The organism is Ferrovibrio sp. (assembly GCF_046297595.1).
In the GTDB taxonomy this organism is placed as follows: domain Bacteria; phylum Pseudomonadota; class Alphaproteobacteria; order Ferrovibrionales; family Ferrovibrionaceae; genus Ferrovibrio.
Genome location: NZ_JBKBHT010000003.1, coordinates 575,217 through 589,215 on the forward strand (window position 1 = coordinate 575,217; position 13,999 = coordinate 589,215).

General features: G+C 64.0%; 17 protein-coding genes and 1 tRNA gene. 5 read left to right on the plus strand and 13 right to left on the minus strand.

What is annotated here, in order from left to right:
* Positions 1-4 precede the first annotated feature (4 nt).
* Genes ACK4FJ_RS11750 through murA form a run of 5 tightly spaced genes read right to left on the minus strand, consistent with a single transcriptional unit; the run spans position 5 to position 4,251 of the window.
* The gene (locus ACK4FJ_RS11750; RefSeq protein ID WP_409766620.1) at positions 5-496 is read right to left on the minus strand and encodes a UPF0262 family protein; all 492 of its coding nucleotides are present in this window, start codon (positions 494-496) and stop codon (positions 5-7) included.
* Positions 493-1,794, minus strand: a complete 1,302-nt coding sequence (hisD, locus tag ACK4FJ_RS11755) for a histidinol dehydrogenase (RefSeq protein ID WP_409766622.1) — start codon at positions 1,792-1,794, stop codon at positions 493-495. Before hisD ends, ACK4FJ_RS11750 begins: the two co-directional genes overlap by 4 nt.
* The gene (gene hisG, locus ACK4FJ_RS11760) at positions 1,794-2,489 is read right to left on the minus strand and encodes an ATP phosphoribosyltransferase (RefSeq protein ID WP_409766624.1); all 696 of its coding nucleotides are present in this window, start codon (positions 2,487-2,489) and stop codon (positions 1,794-1,796) included. Before hisG ends, hisD begins: the two co-directional genes overlap by 1 nt.
* Positions 2,486-2,965, minus strand: a complete 480-nt coding sequence (locus ACK4FJ_RS11765) for a DUF2948 family protein (protein ID WP_409766626.1) — start codon at positions 2,963-2,965, stop codon at positions 2,486-2,488. The genes hisG and ACK4FJ_RS11765 overlap by 4 nt, the downstream gene beginning before the upstream one ends.
* 5 nt (positions 2,966-2,970) lie before the next feature.
* Positions 2,971-4,251, minus strand: coding sequence for a UDP-N-acetylglucosamine 1-carboxyvinyltransferase (murA, locus tag ACK4FJ_RS11770; RefSeq protein ID WP_409766628.1), 1,281 nt, complete (start codon positions 4,249-4,251; stop codon positions 2,971-2,973).
* A gap of 262 nt (positions 4,252-4,513) precedes the next feature.
* On the opposite strand from murA, the gene ACK4FJ_RS11775 reads away from it, so the two are divergent.
* Positions 4,514-5,041, plus strand: a complete 528-nt coding sequence (locus ACK4FJ_RS11775; RefSeq protein WP_409766630.1) for a DUF6622 family protein — start codon at positions 4,514-4,516, stop codon at positions 5,039-5,041.
* On the opposite strand, the gene dcd is transcribed toward ACK4FJ_RS11775, so the two are convergent.
* From dcd to ACK4FJ_RS11790, 3 genes are read right to left on the minus strand one after another with little or no spacing between them, the layout of a single operon-like run.
* Positions 5,022-5,576: a dCTP deaminase gene (gene dcd / locus ACK4FJ_RS11780; protein ID WP_409766633.1), complete on the minus strand. Its 555-nt coding sequence runs from the start codon at positions 5,574-5,576 to the stop codon at positions 5,022-5,024. The two genes, ACK4FJ_RS11775 and dcd, sit on opposite strands and share 20 nt — an antisense overlap.
* Positions 5,577-5,623: 47 nt before the next feature.
* Positions 5,624-5,809 carry a hypothetical protein gene (locus ACK4FJ_RS11785; protein WP_409766635.1) on the minus strand — a complete coding sequence of 62 codons (186 nt, stop codon included), beginning with the start codon at positions 5,807-5,809 and terminating at the stop codon, positions 5,624-5,626.
* Complete coding sequence (locus ACK4FJ_RS11790; RefSeq protein WP_409766637.1) at positions 5,793-6,377, minus strand: CYTH domain-containing protein; 585 nt, start codon at positions 6,375-6,377, stop codon at positions 5,793-5,795. The genes ACK4FJ_RS11785 and ACK4FJ_RS11790 overlap by 17 nt, the downstream gene beginning before the upstream one ends.
* Before the next feature lie 253 nt (positions 6,378-6,630).
* Here ACK4FJ_RS11790 and ACK4FJ_RS11795 point away from each other — a divergent pair.
* Positions 6,631-6,705 (plus strand) — tRNA-Thr (locus ACK4FJ_RS11795).
* A 114-nt stretch (positions 6,706-6,819) separates the two neighbouring features.
* Complete coding sequence (locus ACK4FJ_RS11800) at positions 6,820-7,431, plus strand: PAS domain-containing protein (RefSeq protein WP_409766639.1); 612 nt, start codon at positions 6,820-6,822, stop codon at positions 7,429-7,431.
* A gap of 10 nt (positions 7,432-7,441) precedes the next feature.
* Here the strand turns inward: ACK4FJ_RS11800 and ACK4FJ_RS11805 are convergent, their stop codons facing one another.
* The gene (locus ACK4FJ_RS11805) at positions 7,442-7,801 is read right to left on the minus strand and encodes a hypothetical protein (protein WP_409766642.1); all 360 of its coding nucleotides are present in this window, start codon (positions 7,799-7,801) and stop codon (positions 7,442-7,444) included.
* Between the two features lie 278 nt (positions 7,802-8,079).
* On the opposite strand from ACK4FJ_RS11805, the gene ACK4FJ_RS11810 reads away from it, so the two are divergent.
* Positions 8,080-8,343, plus strand: coding sequence for a hypothetical protein (locus ACK4FJ_RS11810; protein ID WP_409766644.1), 264 nt, complete (start codon positions 8,080-8,082; stop codon positions 8,341-8,343).
* Positions 8,344-8,391: 48 nt separating this feature from the next.
* On the opposite strand, the gene ACK4FJ_RS11815 is transcribed toward ACK4FJ_RS11810, so the two are convergent.
* The 4 genes from ACK4FJ_RS11815 to ACK4FJ_RS11830 all read right to left on the minus strand — a co-directional run bounded on the left by ACK4FJ_RS11815 (position 8,392) and on the right by ACK4FJ_RS11830 (position 13,120).
* Positions 8,392-8,952: a PAS domain-containing protein gene (locus tag ACK4FJ_RS11815; RefSeq protein ID WP_409766646.1), complete on the minus strand. Its 561-nt coding sequence runs from the start codon at positions 8,950-8,952 to the stop codon at positions 8,392-8,394.
* A 251-nt stretch (positions 8,953-9,203) separates the two neighbouring features.
* The gene (locus tag ACK4FJ_RS11820) at positions 9,204-10,424 is read right to left on the minus strand and encodes a pentapeptide repeat-containing protein (protein WP_409766648.1); all 1,221 of its coding nucleotides are present in this window, start codon (positions 10,422-10,424) and stop codon (positions 9,204-9,206) included.
* Between the two features lie 214 nt (positions 10,425-10,638).
* Positions 10,639-11,868 (minus strand): pentapeptide repeat-containing protein, encoded by a 1,230-nt coding sequence (locus ACK4FJ_RS11825; RefSeq protein ID WP_409766650.1) that lies wholly within the window; start codon positions 11,866-11,868, stop codon positions 10,639-10,641.
* Between the two features lie 124 nt (positions 11,869-11,992).
* Positions 11,993-13,120 carry a pentapeptide repeat-containing protein gene (locus tag ACK4FJ_RS11830; RefSeq protein ID WP_409766653.1) on the minus strand — a complete coding sequence of 376 codons (1,128 nt, stop codon included), beginning with the start codon at positions 13,118-13,120 and terminating at the stop codon, positions 11,993-11,995.
* A gap of 269 nt (positions 13,121-13,389) precedes the next feature.
* On the opposite strand from ACK4FJ_RS11830, the gene ACK4FJ_RS11835 reads away from it, so the two are divergent.
* Complete coding sequence (locus ACK4FJ_RS11835) at positions 13,390-13,992, plus strand: PilZ domain-containing protein (RefSeq protein ID WP_409766655.1); 603 nt, start codon at positions 13,390-13,392, stop codon at positions 13,990-13,992.
* Positions 13,993-13,999: the final 7 nt, after the last annotated feature.

The following is a 13,999-nucleotide window of genomic DNA, read 5'->3' on the forward strand; positions in this document are numbered from 1 at the left end:
TGGCTTACCGGATATGCAGGACGCAGATCAGGGTGAACAGCCGGCGGGCGGTATCGAAATCGGTGTCGATCTTGCCCTTCAGCCGCTCGCGCAGCAACTCGGACCCCTCGTTGTGCACGCCACGGCGCGCCATGTCGATGGTCTCGATCTGCGACGGCGAGGAGCGTTTGATCGCCTGGAAATAGCTGTCGCAGATCTCGAAATAGTCCTTCACGATGCGGCGGAAGGGCGACAGCGCCAGGATGATCTTGCCCAGCGGTGTCGCACCCTCGTCGCGGATATCGAAGACCAGGCGGTTATCCTCGATCGCCAGCACAAGCTGGAACGGACCCTGGTTCTCATGGGCGCCGACGGGCGAGAAGACGTTCTGCTCCAGCAGGTCGAAGATCGCCACGCGCTGTTCATGCTCGATATCGGCGCTGCGCCGCACGACGGTACGCTCGTCGAGCTGCACATCGACGAGGCGATGCGTGGCGGGCGGTGCCTTCTCGGTCATGCCGCTCCTTTTTTCAGGCGAATGGCGACCGACAGCGCATGGCCCTGCAGGCCTTCGGCCTCGGCCAGCGCCACGGCGGCGGGGCCGATCTTTTCCAGCGAGACCTGGTCGCATTGCACCAGCGTGGTGCGCTTCATGAAATCGAGCAGGTTGAGGCCCGAGGCGAAACGCGCAGCACCGGCCGTCGGCAGCACGTGGTTGGGCCCGGCCACATAATCGCCCACGGCTTCCGGCGTGTGCCGTCCGAGGAAGATCGCGCCGGCATGGCGCACCCTTGCGGCCAGCGCCTGCGGATCGTCGATGGCCAGTTCCAGATGCTCGGGCGCGATGGCATCCACCAGGGGTGCTGCATCGGCAAGCTGCTTCACGGTGATCAGCGCGCCGAACTTTTCCCAGCTGGCCGTGGCGATATCCGTACGCGGCATGGTGGAGAGCTGCTGGCGCACGGCGGCGCCCACCTGTTCGGCGAAGGCGGCATCGTCGGTGATCAGCACCGACTGCGCCACCTCGTCATGCTCGGCCTGACTGAGGAGATCGGCGGCGATCCAGGCCGGGTCGTTTTTATTGTCGGCCACCACCAGGATCTCGGAAGGCCCGGCGGGATTGTCGATGCCGACCTGGCCGAAGACCAGCCGCTTGGCCGTGACGACGAAACTGTTGCCCGGCCCGGTGATCTTGTGAACCGGTGCGATTGTTTCAGTGCCATAGGCCAGTGCCGCCACCGCCTGGGCACCGCCGACGCGGTAGACCTCCGTGACGCAGGCCAGCTTCAGCGCCGCCATCACCAGCGGATTCAGCTCACCGCCCGGCGTGGGCAGCGTGACCACGACGCGCCGCACGCCGGCCACCACGGCGGGGATTGCGTTCATCAGCACGGAGGACGGATAGGCCGCCTTGCCGCCCGGCACGTAAAGACCCACGGCATCCAGCGGCGTCCAGCGATGGCCCAGCTTCACGCCCTGCGCATCGGTGTAGAAATCGTCGGCCGGTTTCTGGCGGGCATGGAACAGGCGGATGCGTTCGGCGGCAACCTCAAGGGCCTTCAGCGTGGCGGCATCGACCTGTGCGGCGGCGGCATCGATCTCGGCCTGAGTGATGCGCAGGCCAAGCTTCGCCGAATCCACCTTGTCGAATTTCTGGTTCAGCTCGTGCAGGGCGGCATCGCCGCGCTTGCGCACATCGGCGATGATCTGCGCAACCGTGGCCGAGACATCGGCCTCGGCGTCGCGCTTGGCCTTCACCATCGCGTCGAACCGCGCGGCGAAATCCTTGTCACTGGTATTGAGCGAAAAGGGCATCAGACGGCGACTTTCTTCTTCGCAGCCGCTGCCTGATCGACGGCGGCGCGGAATTTCTCCAGCCAGCCACCGACCTGCAGCGGCCGGGTTTTCAGCGCGGCCCGGTTCACCACCAGGCGCGATGTGACCTGCGCGATGATTTCCACTTCGACCAGGCCATTGGCCTTCAAGGTAGCGCCAGTGGAGACCAGATCCACGATGCGGCGGCACAGGCCCAGCGTGGGCGCCAGTTCCATCGCGCCATTCAGCTTGATGCATTCGGCCTGCACGCCACGGGCGGCAAAGTATTTCTGCGTCACATGCGGATATTTGGTGGCGACGCGGACATGGCTCCAGCGTTTCGGATCGTCGGAAGCCGAAAGCTCCACCGGTTCGGCCACCGACAGGCGGCAATGGCCGATATCGAGGTCGAGCGGGGCGTAGATCTCGGGGAAGTCGAATTCCATCAGGACATCATTGCCCGCCACGCCGAGCTGGGCGGCGCCGAAGGCAACAAAAGTGGCGACGTCGAAGCTGCGCACGCGGATCAGCTCGATATCGGGCTGGCTGGTGGCGAAGCGCAGCTTGCGGCTGTTCTCGTCGGCGAATTCTGGCTCCGGCACGATGCCCACGGCACGCAGCAGCGGCATCACCTCTTTCAGGATGCGGCCCTTGGGCAGGGCCATCACCAGCTTGTCTGAAGAGGCGGCGTTCATGACACTTCCTTGTGCTTGGGCGCGTGGCGCACCGGATAGGGCTGGCCGATATCCTGCATCTGGGCGTCGACGCATTCGACATCAAGCCGCACGGCACCGCCGCCGGCAAAAACCAGCGTGAGCAGCGCACCCGGCGCCTCGTCGGCCGGCTCGGCCATAATAGAGAGCAGTTCGAGCGGCGTCTTTGCATCCTGCCGGTCGATGCCGTTGGTCTGAACCTTCAGCACACCCTCGAAATGCAGGCCGGCGGGCACGCGCACATGGGGCACGGCGCGGATCAGCAGGCGCTGACGGTCGGCCAGATGTTCGTCTTCCCAGCGGAAGCGGTTCAATACAAGGGCGAAACGGCGCTGGCGCGGCTGGAACGTCATGTCGGTGGCATGCAGCGTCGCGTCCTGCAGGCAGGCCGACAGCACCGTGATGTCTTCGACATCCTCGGCGCGCAGCTTCAGCGGCATGAAACGCGGCGGTGCCATGGCGTTCAGTCTTTCAGCCTCTCGATCTGGGCGCCGCAGGCGGCCAGTTTTTCCTCCAGCCGCTCGTAGCCGCGATCCAGGTGGTAGACGCGGTTGACGATGGTCTCGCCTTCGGCGGCCAGGCCAGCCAGCACCAGCGACACGGAAGCGCGCAGGTCGGTGGCCATCACCGGCGCGCCGGTGAGTTTCGGCACGCCGCGCACCAGCGCCGAGGCGCCATGCACCACGATGTTGGCGCCCATGCGCGCCATCTCGGGCACATGCATGAAGCGGTTCTCGAAAATCGACTCGGTGATCATCGAGGCGCCCTCGGCCACTGACATCGCCGCCATTACCTGGGCCTGCATGTCGGTGGGAAAACCGGGATAGGGCTGGGTAAGGAAATCGACGCCCTTCAGCCGGCTGCCGTTGCGGCCGATGGAAATGCCGCGCGCCGTTTCAGCCACGTCGCAGCCGGCCTCGCGCAGCTTGTCGGCCACGGATTCGATCAGGTCGAGCCGCGTGTTCAGCAACTCCACCTTGCCGCCGCAGATCGCGGCGGCGGCGGCGAAGGTGCCGGTCTCGATGCGGTCGGGCACGATGCGATGTTCGGCACCATGCAGCGACTTCTTGCCGTGGATGGTGAGATGCTCGCTGCCGATGCCGTCGATCATCGCGCCCATCGCCACCAGGCAATAGGCCAGATCGGTGATCTCGGGTTCACGCGCGGCGTTCTCCAGCACCGTGGTACCCTCGGCCAGCGTGGCCGCCATCAGCAGGTTTTCGGTGGCGCCGACCGACACCATCGGAAAACGCACCACGCCACCCTTCAGGCCCTTCGGCGCGCGGGCCTTGATATAGCCGTTCTCGACATTGATCTCGGCGCCCAGCGCCTTCAGGCCCATGATGTGCAGATCGACCGGCCGCGTGCCGATGGCGCAACCGCCGGGCAGCGAAACCTCGGCCTCGCCGAAACGCGCCAGCAGCGGGCCGAGCACCAGTACGGAAGCACGCATCTTGCGCACGATGTCGTAGGGCGCGAGCGTGGAGTCGATCTTCGCGGCGTTGAGGTGGATGGTGCGGCCTTCCGGCGTACCGTTGCCACCATCCATCGACACATCGACGCCATGCTGCTGCAGCAGCTGCGCCATGGTGGCGATGTCGGCCAGGTGCGGCACGTTGGACAGCGTGAGGGTATCGCCGGTCAGCAGGCTGGCCGCCATCAGCGGCAGGGCCGCGTTCTTGGCACCGCCGATGCTGATGCTGCCTTCCAGCGGCCGACCGCCGCGCAACCGAATTCGATCCATAACGCCTTGATTCCAAAGGACCTTCGGCCAAACAGCCAAGGCCACGCCAAACTTGTTACGTCTGTCTAGCGCAACGGGGCGCGAATCGCCAGTGCGGGGCCGCGCGGGGCGGGAGCGCGACCGGCCCGGAGGGTAACACGGGGCACCAGCACCGTGGCATGTGAAGCCGGTCACAGGCAGCCGCCTTTGCCATTGCTGCCCCCGCCAACCCGGACCAGCCTGCCGCCACCCAGCTTGCCGTTGCTGGAGGGGAGAAAACAGCATGACCACGTTTCTTGCCATCACCGGCCGCATTCTCAGCGGCACTCCGGTCTGGGTCTGGGGCCTGCTGGCTCTGCTGGTCTGGCTGGGTTGCCTGAGCCTGAAGCAGCGCAATGTGGCGCTGGGTCGGGTGGCCATCGTGCCGGCCATCTTTATCATCTGGGGCCTGTCAGGCGTGGCCGGACGGCCATTCGATGCCGCGACCATCGCCGGACTGTGGCTGACTGGCCTGGCCGGCGGCGGGTTGCTGGGACTGGCGACCGGACCGCGGATTTTAAGCGCCGACCCCGTTGCCCGCCGCATCACGCTGCCGGCCAGTATCTGGCCTTTGGCGCGCAACCTGATCTTCTTCTTCGCGCATTATGTTTTGAACGTGGCGGCAGCAATCCAGCCGGCGAACAAGGCCATGTTCATCCAAACCACCATCGCGGTGTCGGGCGCGAGCGCCGGCTATTTCACCGGCTGGAGCGTGGCATTGTGGCGGCGCTATCGTGCCGCAGCAGGGAGTTCTACAGCTTCGGCAGCGTGACGCCGCGCTGGCCCATGTATTTGCCGGCGCGATCGGCGTAGGAAACCTCGCAGGGCTGGTCGCCCTTGAGGAACAGGAACTGGCAGGCGCCCTCGTTGGCGTAAATCTTCGCGGGCAAAGGCGTGGTGTTGGAGAATTCCAGCGTCACATGGCCTTCCCATTCGGGTTCCAGCGGCGTGACATTGACGATGATGCCGCAGCGCGCATAGGTGCTTTTGCCCAGGCAGATCACCAGCACGTCGCGCGGGATGCGGAAATATTCCACCGTGCGCGCCAGCGCAAAGGAATTGGGCGGGATGACGCAGACATCGGTGTCGAAATCGACAAAGGAATTCGGCGAGAATTCCTTGGGATCGACCACGGCGCTGTTCACGTTGGTGAATATCTTGAACTCGCGCGCCACGCGGGCGTCGTAGCCATAGGAGGACAGGCCGAAGGAAATCGTGCCCTCGCGCTTCTGCGCCTCGACGAAGGGCTCGATCATGCCATGCTCGCGGGCCATCTGGCGGATCCAGATATCGGACATGACGGCCATCGGCGGCGATCCCTTCTTCGTTACGGAAATATTGCCTGCCAGCGGGCTTACGCGGGCGGGTCGTCGCGGTCAAGGCCCGGAAGAGTTGCGGTGCCGGCCTTGCGGTCGGCTTCCTGACCGGAGTCGTTTTCCGCGGAATCGCTTTCCCTGGCCCGCACCTGCTGCTTGCGGCGGGCAAGGTTGGCACGCAGCTTCTGCGCCAGCCGCGCCTCGCGTTCAGTCCGCGCCGGCATGAAGGCCATCGTCCCGCGTGGCGCCATCGAGCAGACGGCGCGCCATGGCGAGCAGTTCCGGCGGCGCCGGCTGCGGCGCGGCCCCGCCGGGCGACGCGGCCAGGGCGGCATTGTGATAGCGCGGATCGCCGGTCACCTCGGGGCCGAGCCAGGCCGGCAGCGCGACGGGATAATCGGCGCGCGGCAGCTCGATTTCGGCCAGCCACAGGCCGTGATGGCGTTCGAGGAAACGGTCGATCTCCCAGGCCAGACCACTGCCTTCCACCGGCAGGCGGTAGCGAATCTTGCTGATGATCTGGTCAGGCGGCAGGACGGCCAGCAGGCGGCCGGCCAATTCGAAGGGCACCGGGCTTTCGATTTCCTGGCGCGTCATGCCGGTCTGGGCGGATTTCAGGGTCAGCCAGGCCCGTTCGCCGGCAGTGCGCAGCCGCAGGGTCCAGCCCTCCAGGCCGCCGAAATAGCCCTGCACCAGCGGCGTGCCGGCCAGGCCGGCAACAACCCCCGTGTCGCGCACGAGGAACTTGCGCTCGATCTCTGCGGCGGCCGTGGGGGTTTCCGCACCGATCATGGTGACTCCGGAGGGCTGGCGGGCCCCTAGCGATAGCCAAGCGACGGTGGTGCCGTCAAGGAGGCAGCGGGACGCAGGGCCGGGATCAGACAAGGCCATGGAAAAAAGGGCAAATATGCCTTTTGCCAAAAGTCGTTATGTCCGGCTTGCGTGATCTGCCCGGCTGTGGCAGTTTCCGCGCCCGACGCCGGCCGGGCTGCCGCCCAAAGCCGGCTTGTCTGTTTAGGCCCGCCATGTTTCCGGCCGGGCCCGGGCTGCTGTAGCTCAGTGGTAGAGCACCTCATTGGTAATGAGGAGGTCGCGAGTTCAATCCTCGCCAGCAGCACCAGCTCCACCCCCCTCTTCGCCGCCTGAACGTCTTGCACCGGCAGGGCCCGGTCGCATCCAGCCGGATTGGCTATGCAGGCTCTTGCGTCGGCTACATAATGGAGCCGACGCAGGCATGATGACGCAGCAGCCGATCTTTGCCGACGAACCGGCCCTGGCAGTCGTGGCAGCCTACTGGCAGGCGCTGCGGCAAGGCCGCCTGATGCCGGACCGCGCCGACATCGATCCTCTCGACCTTCCGCCTTCGTTATGGCCGAATCTCCTGATCACCGAGCCGGCCGAGTCCGACGGAGACAACGATGGGGTGAACTGGCGTTATCGCCTGGTCGGCTCGGCCCATGTCGAACGCTATACCTATGATTTCACCGGCAGGACCACCGGCGAGATCATGCATGGCAGCTACCTCGACTATATGAACCGCATCTACGCCACCGCCTTCCACCAGCGCGTGCCGGTCTATTCGGAAAGCGTGTTCCGCTGGGATGTGGAGGGCTACGCCGCGACGCGCCGCCTGATGCTGCCGATCAGCCATGGCAAGCCCGGTGTATCGGCAAGGATATTCAGCGTGCAGGTCTGGCCCAGCGAAAAGCCGTTGCAGCCGCGTTCGATCAGCGAGATCAGCCGGCGCGGCGAATTCCGCGACGGCTTTTTCCTGGCGTTGGATCGCGACACGTTCCAGCCCCTGCCGCAGCAGGATCGCGCGCCGCTCCCCCGCCTCGGGATATGATCGGCCTGGATCAGGGCAGGCGGACCCTTTCCTGATACCGGGTCAGCACACGCAGCGGCACGCTGCCGCTGTTCTTCACCGCGAGATAGCTGCCGCCCTGACCATAGGCTCCGTACAGCTCCACCTTGCCACCGGCCGGCACCTCGACGATCTGGCCCGCTGGCGCACCGAGCTCGAGCCGACCTGCCACCGTGCCGGCGTTGCTGATGGTTATCGTCGTGTAGCTGCCGCGGTCTGCCACATCGATCTGGCCGACGGCACCCGGCGCGACTTCGATCATGCCGGCCCGGGCCGGCTGCGCGAGGGCCAAGGTCAAAGTCAAAATGGCGAATGCAAATACGGTAAAGGCCGGTATACGGATCGAGTTCATGGTCTTCTCCTTCGGCAGTGCAAAAACCGCCTGCGGAGAAGATGGCACGGGAACGGACGATACCAAGTCATGGCGCGCCGACTTCACGACAGTTTGTGGCAACGGTCACCTGACCCAGGTGAAACGGACAACGCAAAGGGCTCGCGAGAATATGTTCCAGCTATGCAATCACGTTTAGCGGAGTAGTGTTAATCATAATTCGTTAGGGCTTTCTCATTATATGAAATATTATTATTCGGGCTGCACGCAGGGGTGTTATCCCGGGGGAGCAGATAAAAATGTCGCAGCGCTATCCATTCGTGAATTACCAGATCGACGGCAAGGTCGTGACCTTGATCATGGTTTCGGAAGCGGGTGTGGCCACGCCGGAAATGGCGCAGCGTTCGATGGCCGCCTTCAAGCAGCGCCTGAAGAAGGACGAGGTCGTGCTGGTCGCCAAGGGCGTCAGCCTCGCGCCGATCTATATCGGCGCCAAACCCTTTGTCGACAAGCTGAAGGACGTACCGCTGGGCAGCATCCCCTGGAGCCAGGTGGAGATGTAGGCTGCCGGCCGGACCTGGCCGCCGCACAATCCCCAATCCCGTTGTTGTTCAGTTTTCCAGTTGAATGCCGTCCGGCGGCATCTCGTAGGCATCGAGTTCGAATGTCTCGACATCGCCGATGGTGATTTCGTGCTCTTCCACCTGGCTGGGGTTGCGCGTGTTGATCTGCTCATCCAGTTTGATGCATCCCAGCAGATGATCGATCCGCTCGCCAGTTTCGGACAGAGGCAGCAGCAGCCGCGAATAGCGGATATATGGCCGGCCGGCGAGATGCAGGGTATTGCGCCGGAAATGCACCTTCTTGTCGAAGGCGGCGATACAGAAACCTTCATCGAAGAATTCGCGTAGCGGCGAGCGCAACGCCTCGTCCAGCCAGCGGCCATGCAGCTTGGTCTGCACCAGCGCCTCTACATCGGCACCGGCCAGGCGATAGCGGAACCGTTGCTGTTCATGATCGACTTCGATGATGAACAGCGAGGGCAGCAGGCGGCGAATCTCGGACGGGTCGATTGCCGAGCGCGGCGGCGGAAACCGGCTGGTCTTTTTCGACAGCCAGTAGAAATAAAGCTGCCGGAGGTCTTCCTCGTCGATTTTCTCGGCGAAACGCATGGAGTTCTTCCCGCTCCGCTGGCAAAGCCTGAGGCCAATTCCTGTCCACTATGATTGGTAAGGCGGCCAAGCCGCAATAACGTTTCGCCAGGCCGCATATATGATCGTAAATTTCGATCATATTGCAATAAACAATCAGCTTATCCCGTGATTGGCTGCTGATCAGACTTTCTTTGCAGCGTGCAGTCGCTGTCTCCGCCGCAGTCAGGAGCGGCCGATGCCGATGTAGCGGTCGTTTTCTTTTCAGGAATTCAGGCGGCGCCGCTGATGCCGGCGCAGTCACGCAGATCGGCACCGGCGAAATTCGCCTTGGCCAGCTTGGCCCGGCTGAAATCGACGCGGTCGAGCACGGCACCCCGCAGGTCGGCGCCGGTCAGATCGGCATCCATCATCATGGGATAGAGCGTACGGCCGGTGGCCTGATGGCTGGCGCTGAACAGCGGCGCGCCGACCAGCTTGGCGCCGCGGAAGGTGGCGGCCGCAAGATTGGCATTGGCGAAATTGACGCCGCCGAGATCGGCCTGGTCGAAATTCGCCTTGGCGAGATCCGAGCCGAGGAAGCTGGCGAACAGAAGCTGGGCGTTGGAGAAATCGGCGCCCTTCAGGTCGCTGCCGTGCATCTCGGCGCCGCGCAGGTCGCAGCTGGAGAAATCGCAACCGGCCAGCTTCCGGCCACTGAGTACGGCACGCGCACCTTCCTGGCCACCGGTGGCGATCCAGCGGCTGTGGGCATGCAGCAGCACCTCGATCTCAGTCGGCAGGCTGGCCGTCTTGCGATAGGTGGCATGCGAGAGATCGACGCCCTTGAGGTTGACCTTGGACAGGTCCACGTTGCGCAGATTCGCGCCACGCAGGTCGGCGCCCTGCAGCAGCGCGCCTTCCAGCTTGGCACCCAGCAGGTTCACATCGCGCAGGCGGGCAGCGGTGAGATTGGCGCCCGAGAGATCGGCGCCGGCCAGGTTGACCGCAAACATGCTGGCATTGGCGAAATTCGCGCCGGTGGCGGACGAAACCGCCATGTTGGCCTCGTCGAGCTGGGCCGAGCGCAGATCGGCGCCATCCAGCTTGGCTTCGCTCAAATTCGCCGAGCGCTCCTTGGTGGTGCCGTCATCGACCACGATCTGGCCCGGGCGCAGGTCGGCCTGGTTGAGCGAGGCGCCGCGCAGGACGGTCTTCATCATGTTGGCGCCGCGCAGGTCACTGCGATCTAGCACCGCGCCTGAAAGATCGGCGCGCATGAAATCGACGGCGAACAGGTCGGCCCGGCGCAGCTCGGCCTTGACCAACGAGCTGCCGGTAAGCAGGCAGCGCGCCAGGATCGCATCGTTCAGCTTGGCGTTGTCGAGCCGCAGGAAGGACAGATCCTCGCCGCGACGCTGCAACCGCTCGCCATCCGACCGGCCGCCAGCCCAGGCCGCATGACGCGACAGGGCAACGGTGATTTGCTGGGACGGAAATTTCAGCTCGCCCATCGGCGGATGACCCACTTTCTGCGAGAAAAGCCGTTAACTATTTTCTAGCAAGTAGATTACGTCAGCCTTCCAAACACCTGCAAGGCGATTCATGGCGGCCCTTATGACGGGCACCATAGCCAGCGGTTGCCCCTGCAGGGAGTTGATATCCGTTAACCTGAAAAATCTGCCTGCGGATCAAGGAGAAGCGCCACGGCTGGGCACGCCCGCCTGGTCAGCTGGGGCGGCCGCCACCTATACCGATGCATTGCCGTAGATCGGCACCCTGGATGTTGATCTTCTCCAGCTTCGCGCTGGAGAAATCGATGCCCTCCAGGATGGCGCCGCGCAGGTCCGCACCGGTCAGGTCGGCCTCGTCGAAACGCGGATAGATCACCTTGCCGGTCCGCTGGTTGCGGGCGTTGTAAAGGTCGACGCCGACCACGCGTGCGCTGCGCCAGCGGCTGCCGCCCAGATTGGTGCGCGAGAAATTCGTGCCCGACAGGTCGGCCATGTCGAAGCAGGCCTTTTCAAGATTGGCACCGGCAAAACTGGCGAACATCATCTGCGCATTGGAGAAATCCGCGCCCTGCAGCGAGGCGTCGTGCAATTCCGCGCCACGCAGGTCGCAACCGCCGAAATTGCAGCCATCGAGATTGCGCTGGCTCAGCACGGCGCGTTCACCTTCGGCGCCGTTTGTGGCTATCCAAGTGCTGTGCGCTTTCAACAAATTCTCGATGTCCTCGGGCAACGCATCGCCCTTGCGGTAGACTGCACCCTGCAGGGCCACGCCATCCGTATCCACCTTGGATAGATCGACATTGCGCAGGTTGGCGCCGCGCAGATCGCAGCCTTTCAGCTTGGCACCAGCAAGGTTGGCGCCGATCAGGTTGGCATCCTTCAGCTTGGCGCCGGCAAGATTGGCACCCGACAAGTCGGCACCGGCGAGATTCACCGCGAACATGCTGGTGTTACTGAATGACGCGCCGACGGCAGACGACACCGCCATGCTGGCATTGTCCATCTGGGAATTCTTGAAATCGGCGCCATCCAGCTTGGCGCCATCGAGATTGGCGTTGACCTGTTTGCTCTCGTTGGTCTCGGCCAGCATGATCTGGCCCGGTCGCAGATCGACCTGGGACAGCGAGGCATGGCGCAGGATGGCGCGCCCCATATTGGCACCGCGCAGATCGGCACGGTCGAACACGCCGCGGGTCAGGTCGGCATTCTGGAAATCGGCGCAGAACAGGTCGGCACGGCGGAACTGCACCCCGGCCAGGGACGCATTGCCGAAGGTGGCGCGCGACAGGATGGCATCGTCCAGCATCGCGCCGTCGAGCCGCAGGTTGGCATATTGCCCGCCCGCCTGCTGCAGGCGCGCGCCACCCGGCCGGCCGGCCAAGAAGGCGGCATGCCGGGACAGGATGACCTGAATATCGTGCGGCGGAAGGGAACGGTCCTGCATAGAAAACAACGCCTGCTAGTACATACTCGGAAGCTAGGAAGCGCGGTTACCCACAGGCAACCACAAACTGCATAATTGTTAAAATATTACAATTCTTGCCTTCCCCAGGGGCAACGGGGTCGGCTCAGCCGCGCTTGCCGCTGCGCATGCCGGTGCACTGGCGCAGATCGGCGCCGCCGATATTCACTTTGTCGAAAATAGTACTAGAGAAATCAACACCTTCCACAACCGCGCCGCGAAGATCGACCCCGGTCAGGTCGGCATTGTCGAAGCGGGGGAAGATGGTCTTGCCGGTGCGCTGGTTCAGTGCGTTGAAGATTTCGACCCCGACAAGCTGGGCCCCCCGGAACACGGCACCGGCCACCAATGCACCGGAGAGATTGGCCCCCCCCAGACTGGCCTGGTCGAAATTCGCCTTGCGCAGGTCGGCATTGATGAAGCTGGCGAACAGCAGCTGGCTGCGGGTGAAATAGGCGCCGGCCAGATTGGTGTCGTGGAAGATGGCGGCGCGCAGGTCGCAGCTCGAGAAATCCACGCCGGGCAGCTTCATGTTGCTGAACACCGCGCGTTCGCCCGACAGGCCGTTGGAGGCAATCCACTTGCCGTGGGCGTTCAATTTTGCCTCGATCTCGGCCGGCAGCTGCACTTGACTGCGATAGACCGCACCCTGAAGATTCGCGCCGGTGAGATCGACGCCGGTGAGGTCCACGCTGCGCAGGTTGGCACCGCGCAGATCGCAGCCGGCCAGCTTCGCACCATCCAGATTGGCGCCGACGAAAGTGGTGTCCTTCAGCCGCGCGCCGGAGAAATCGGCGCCCGAAAGATCCGCGCCGGTGAGATTGACGGCAAACAGCGAGGCGCCGACGAAGGTGGCGCCGACCGCGCTGGAATTGCTCATATTCGCCTGGTCCATATGGGCATGGCCCAAATTGGCCTCGTCGAGATTGGCGCCCGACATGTTTACCGGCACGTCCTCGGGTTTTTCCTCGCCTTCCTTTTCATGGCGCACGATCTGGCCCGGCCGCAGATCGGCCTGGCGGAAGGAGGTCTGCTTCAGCGTCGCCATCAGGAAGTTGGCGCCGCGCAGATCGGCGCGGTCGAACATCGTGCGGGTCAGGTCGGCATGGGTAAAATCGCTGCCGAACAGGTCGGCACGGACGAACTGCGCCGATTGCAGCGAGGAACCGGCAAAACTGCAGCCGGGCAGAATGGCATCATCCAAGATGGCGCCGTCGAGTTTGAGGTCGGACATGTCCTCGCTGCGCCGCTGCAGCCGGACTCCGCCCGGGCGACTGTTCAGGTAGGCGCTGTGACGCGATAAGGCCCAGACGACGGGCTCCGGCGGAATCCGCGCGGACATGGCGACTATTTTCTGTGCTCGTTTGAAGGCATGCCATGCCACTTTAGATAATCGGCGCCGGCGTCGCCATGCTTTTGTAATATGACCAAGCCGTTATTTGTCCTTCCTTCTTTCCAGCAGCCTCGCTACTGTGGCGCGAGATGCAAGGAGAGACGCGCGTTATGGCCGCCGCAAGCCGGAAAGCGACCCGCAAACCCAGCCCAGCCCGCTCCAAATCAGGACCCAAGGCCAAGCCCAAGACCAAGGCCGCGCCTAAGGCCCGCGCGGCGCGGGCGAAGGCCGGTACCAAGACCGGGACCAAAGCCAAGGTGAAAACCAAGGCGAAGATTCAGGCAAAAGCCAAAGCGAAGCCGAAAACGGCTGGCAAGATCAAAAGCGCGGCCAAAAAAACACCGGCGAAGAAGGCGGCAGCGAAGAAGGCGACCGTGAACCGGCGCCGCTTCGACCGTCGCGACACCCGCATTGCCGCCAGGCTGGAACATGCCGGCGGCGTCACCGAGGGGACCGTCACCAACCTGTCTCTCGAAGGCTGCCTTTTCGCGCCGCGCATCGATCTCAAGCCCAACAGCCGCATCAAGCTCTATCTGGCCAGCGAGAAGAATTCGGTCGCCGCCACGGTGAAGGCCGTGAGCGAACTGGGCGTGCATTGCCTGATGCATGCCGGCGGCGTGACGCTCGGCCGCCTGTCGACCGACCTGGACGACATGGCCCTGCTGATGCTCCGCGCCGGCCGACCGCATGTGGTGACGCCGAAGGCCGAATAGCGCGTTC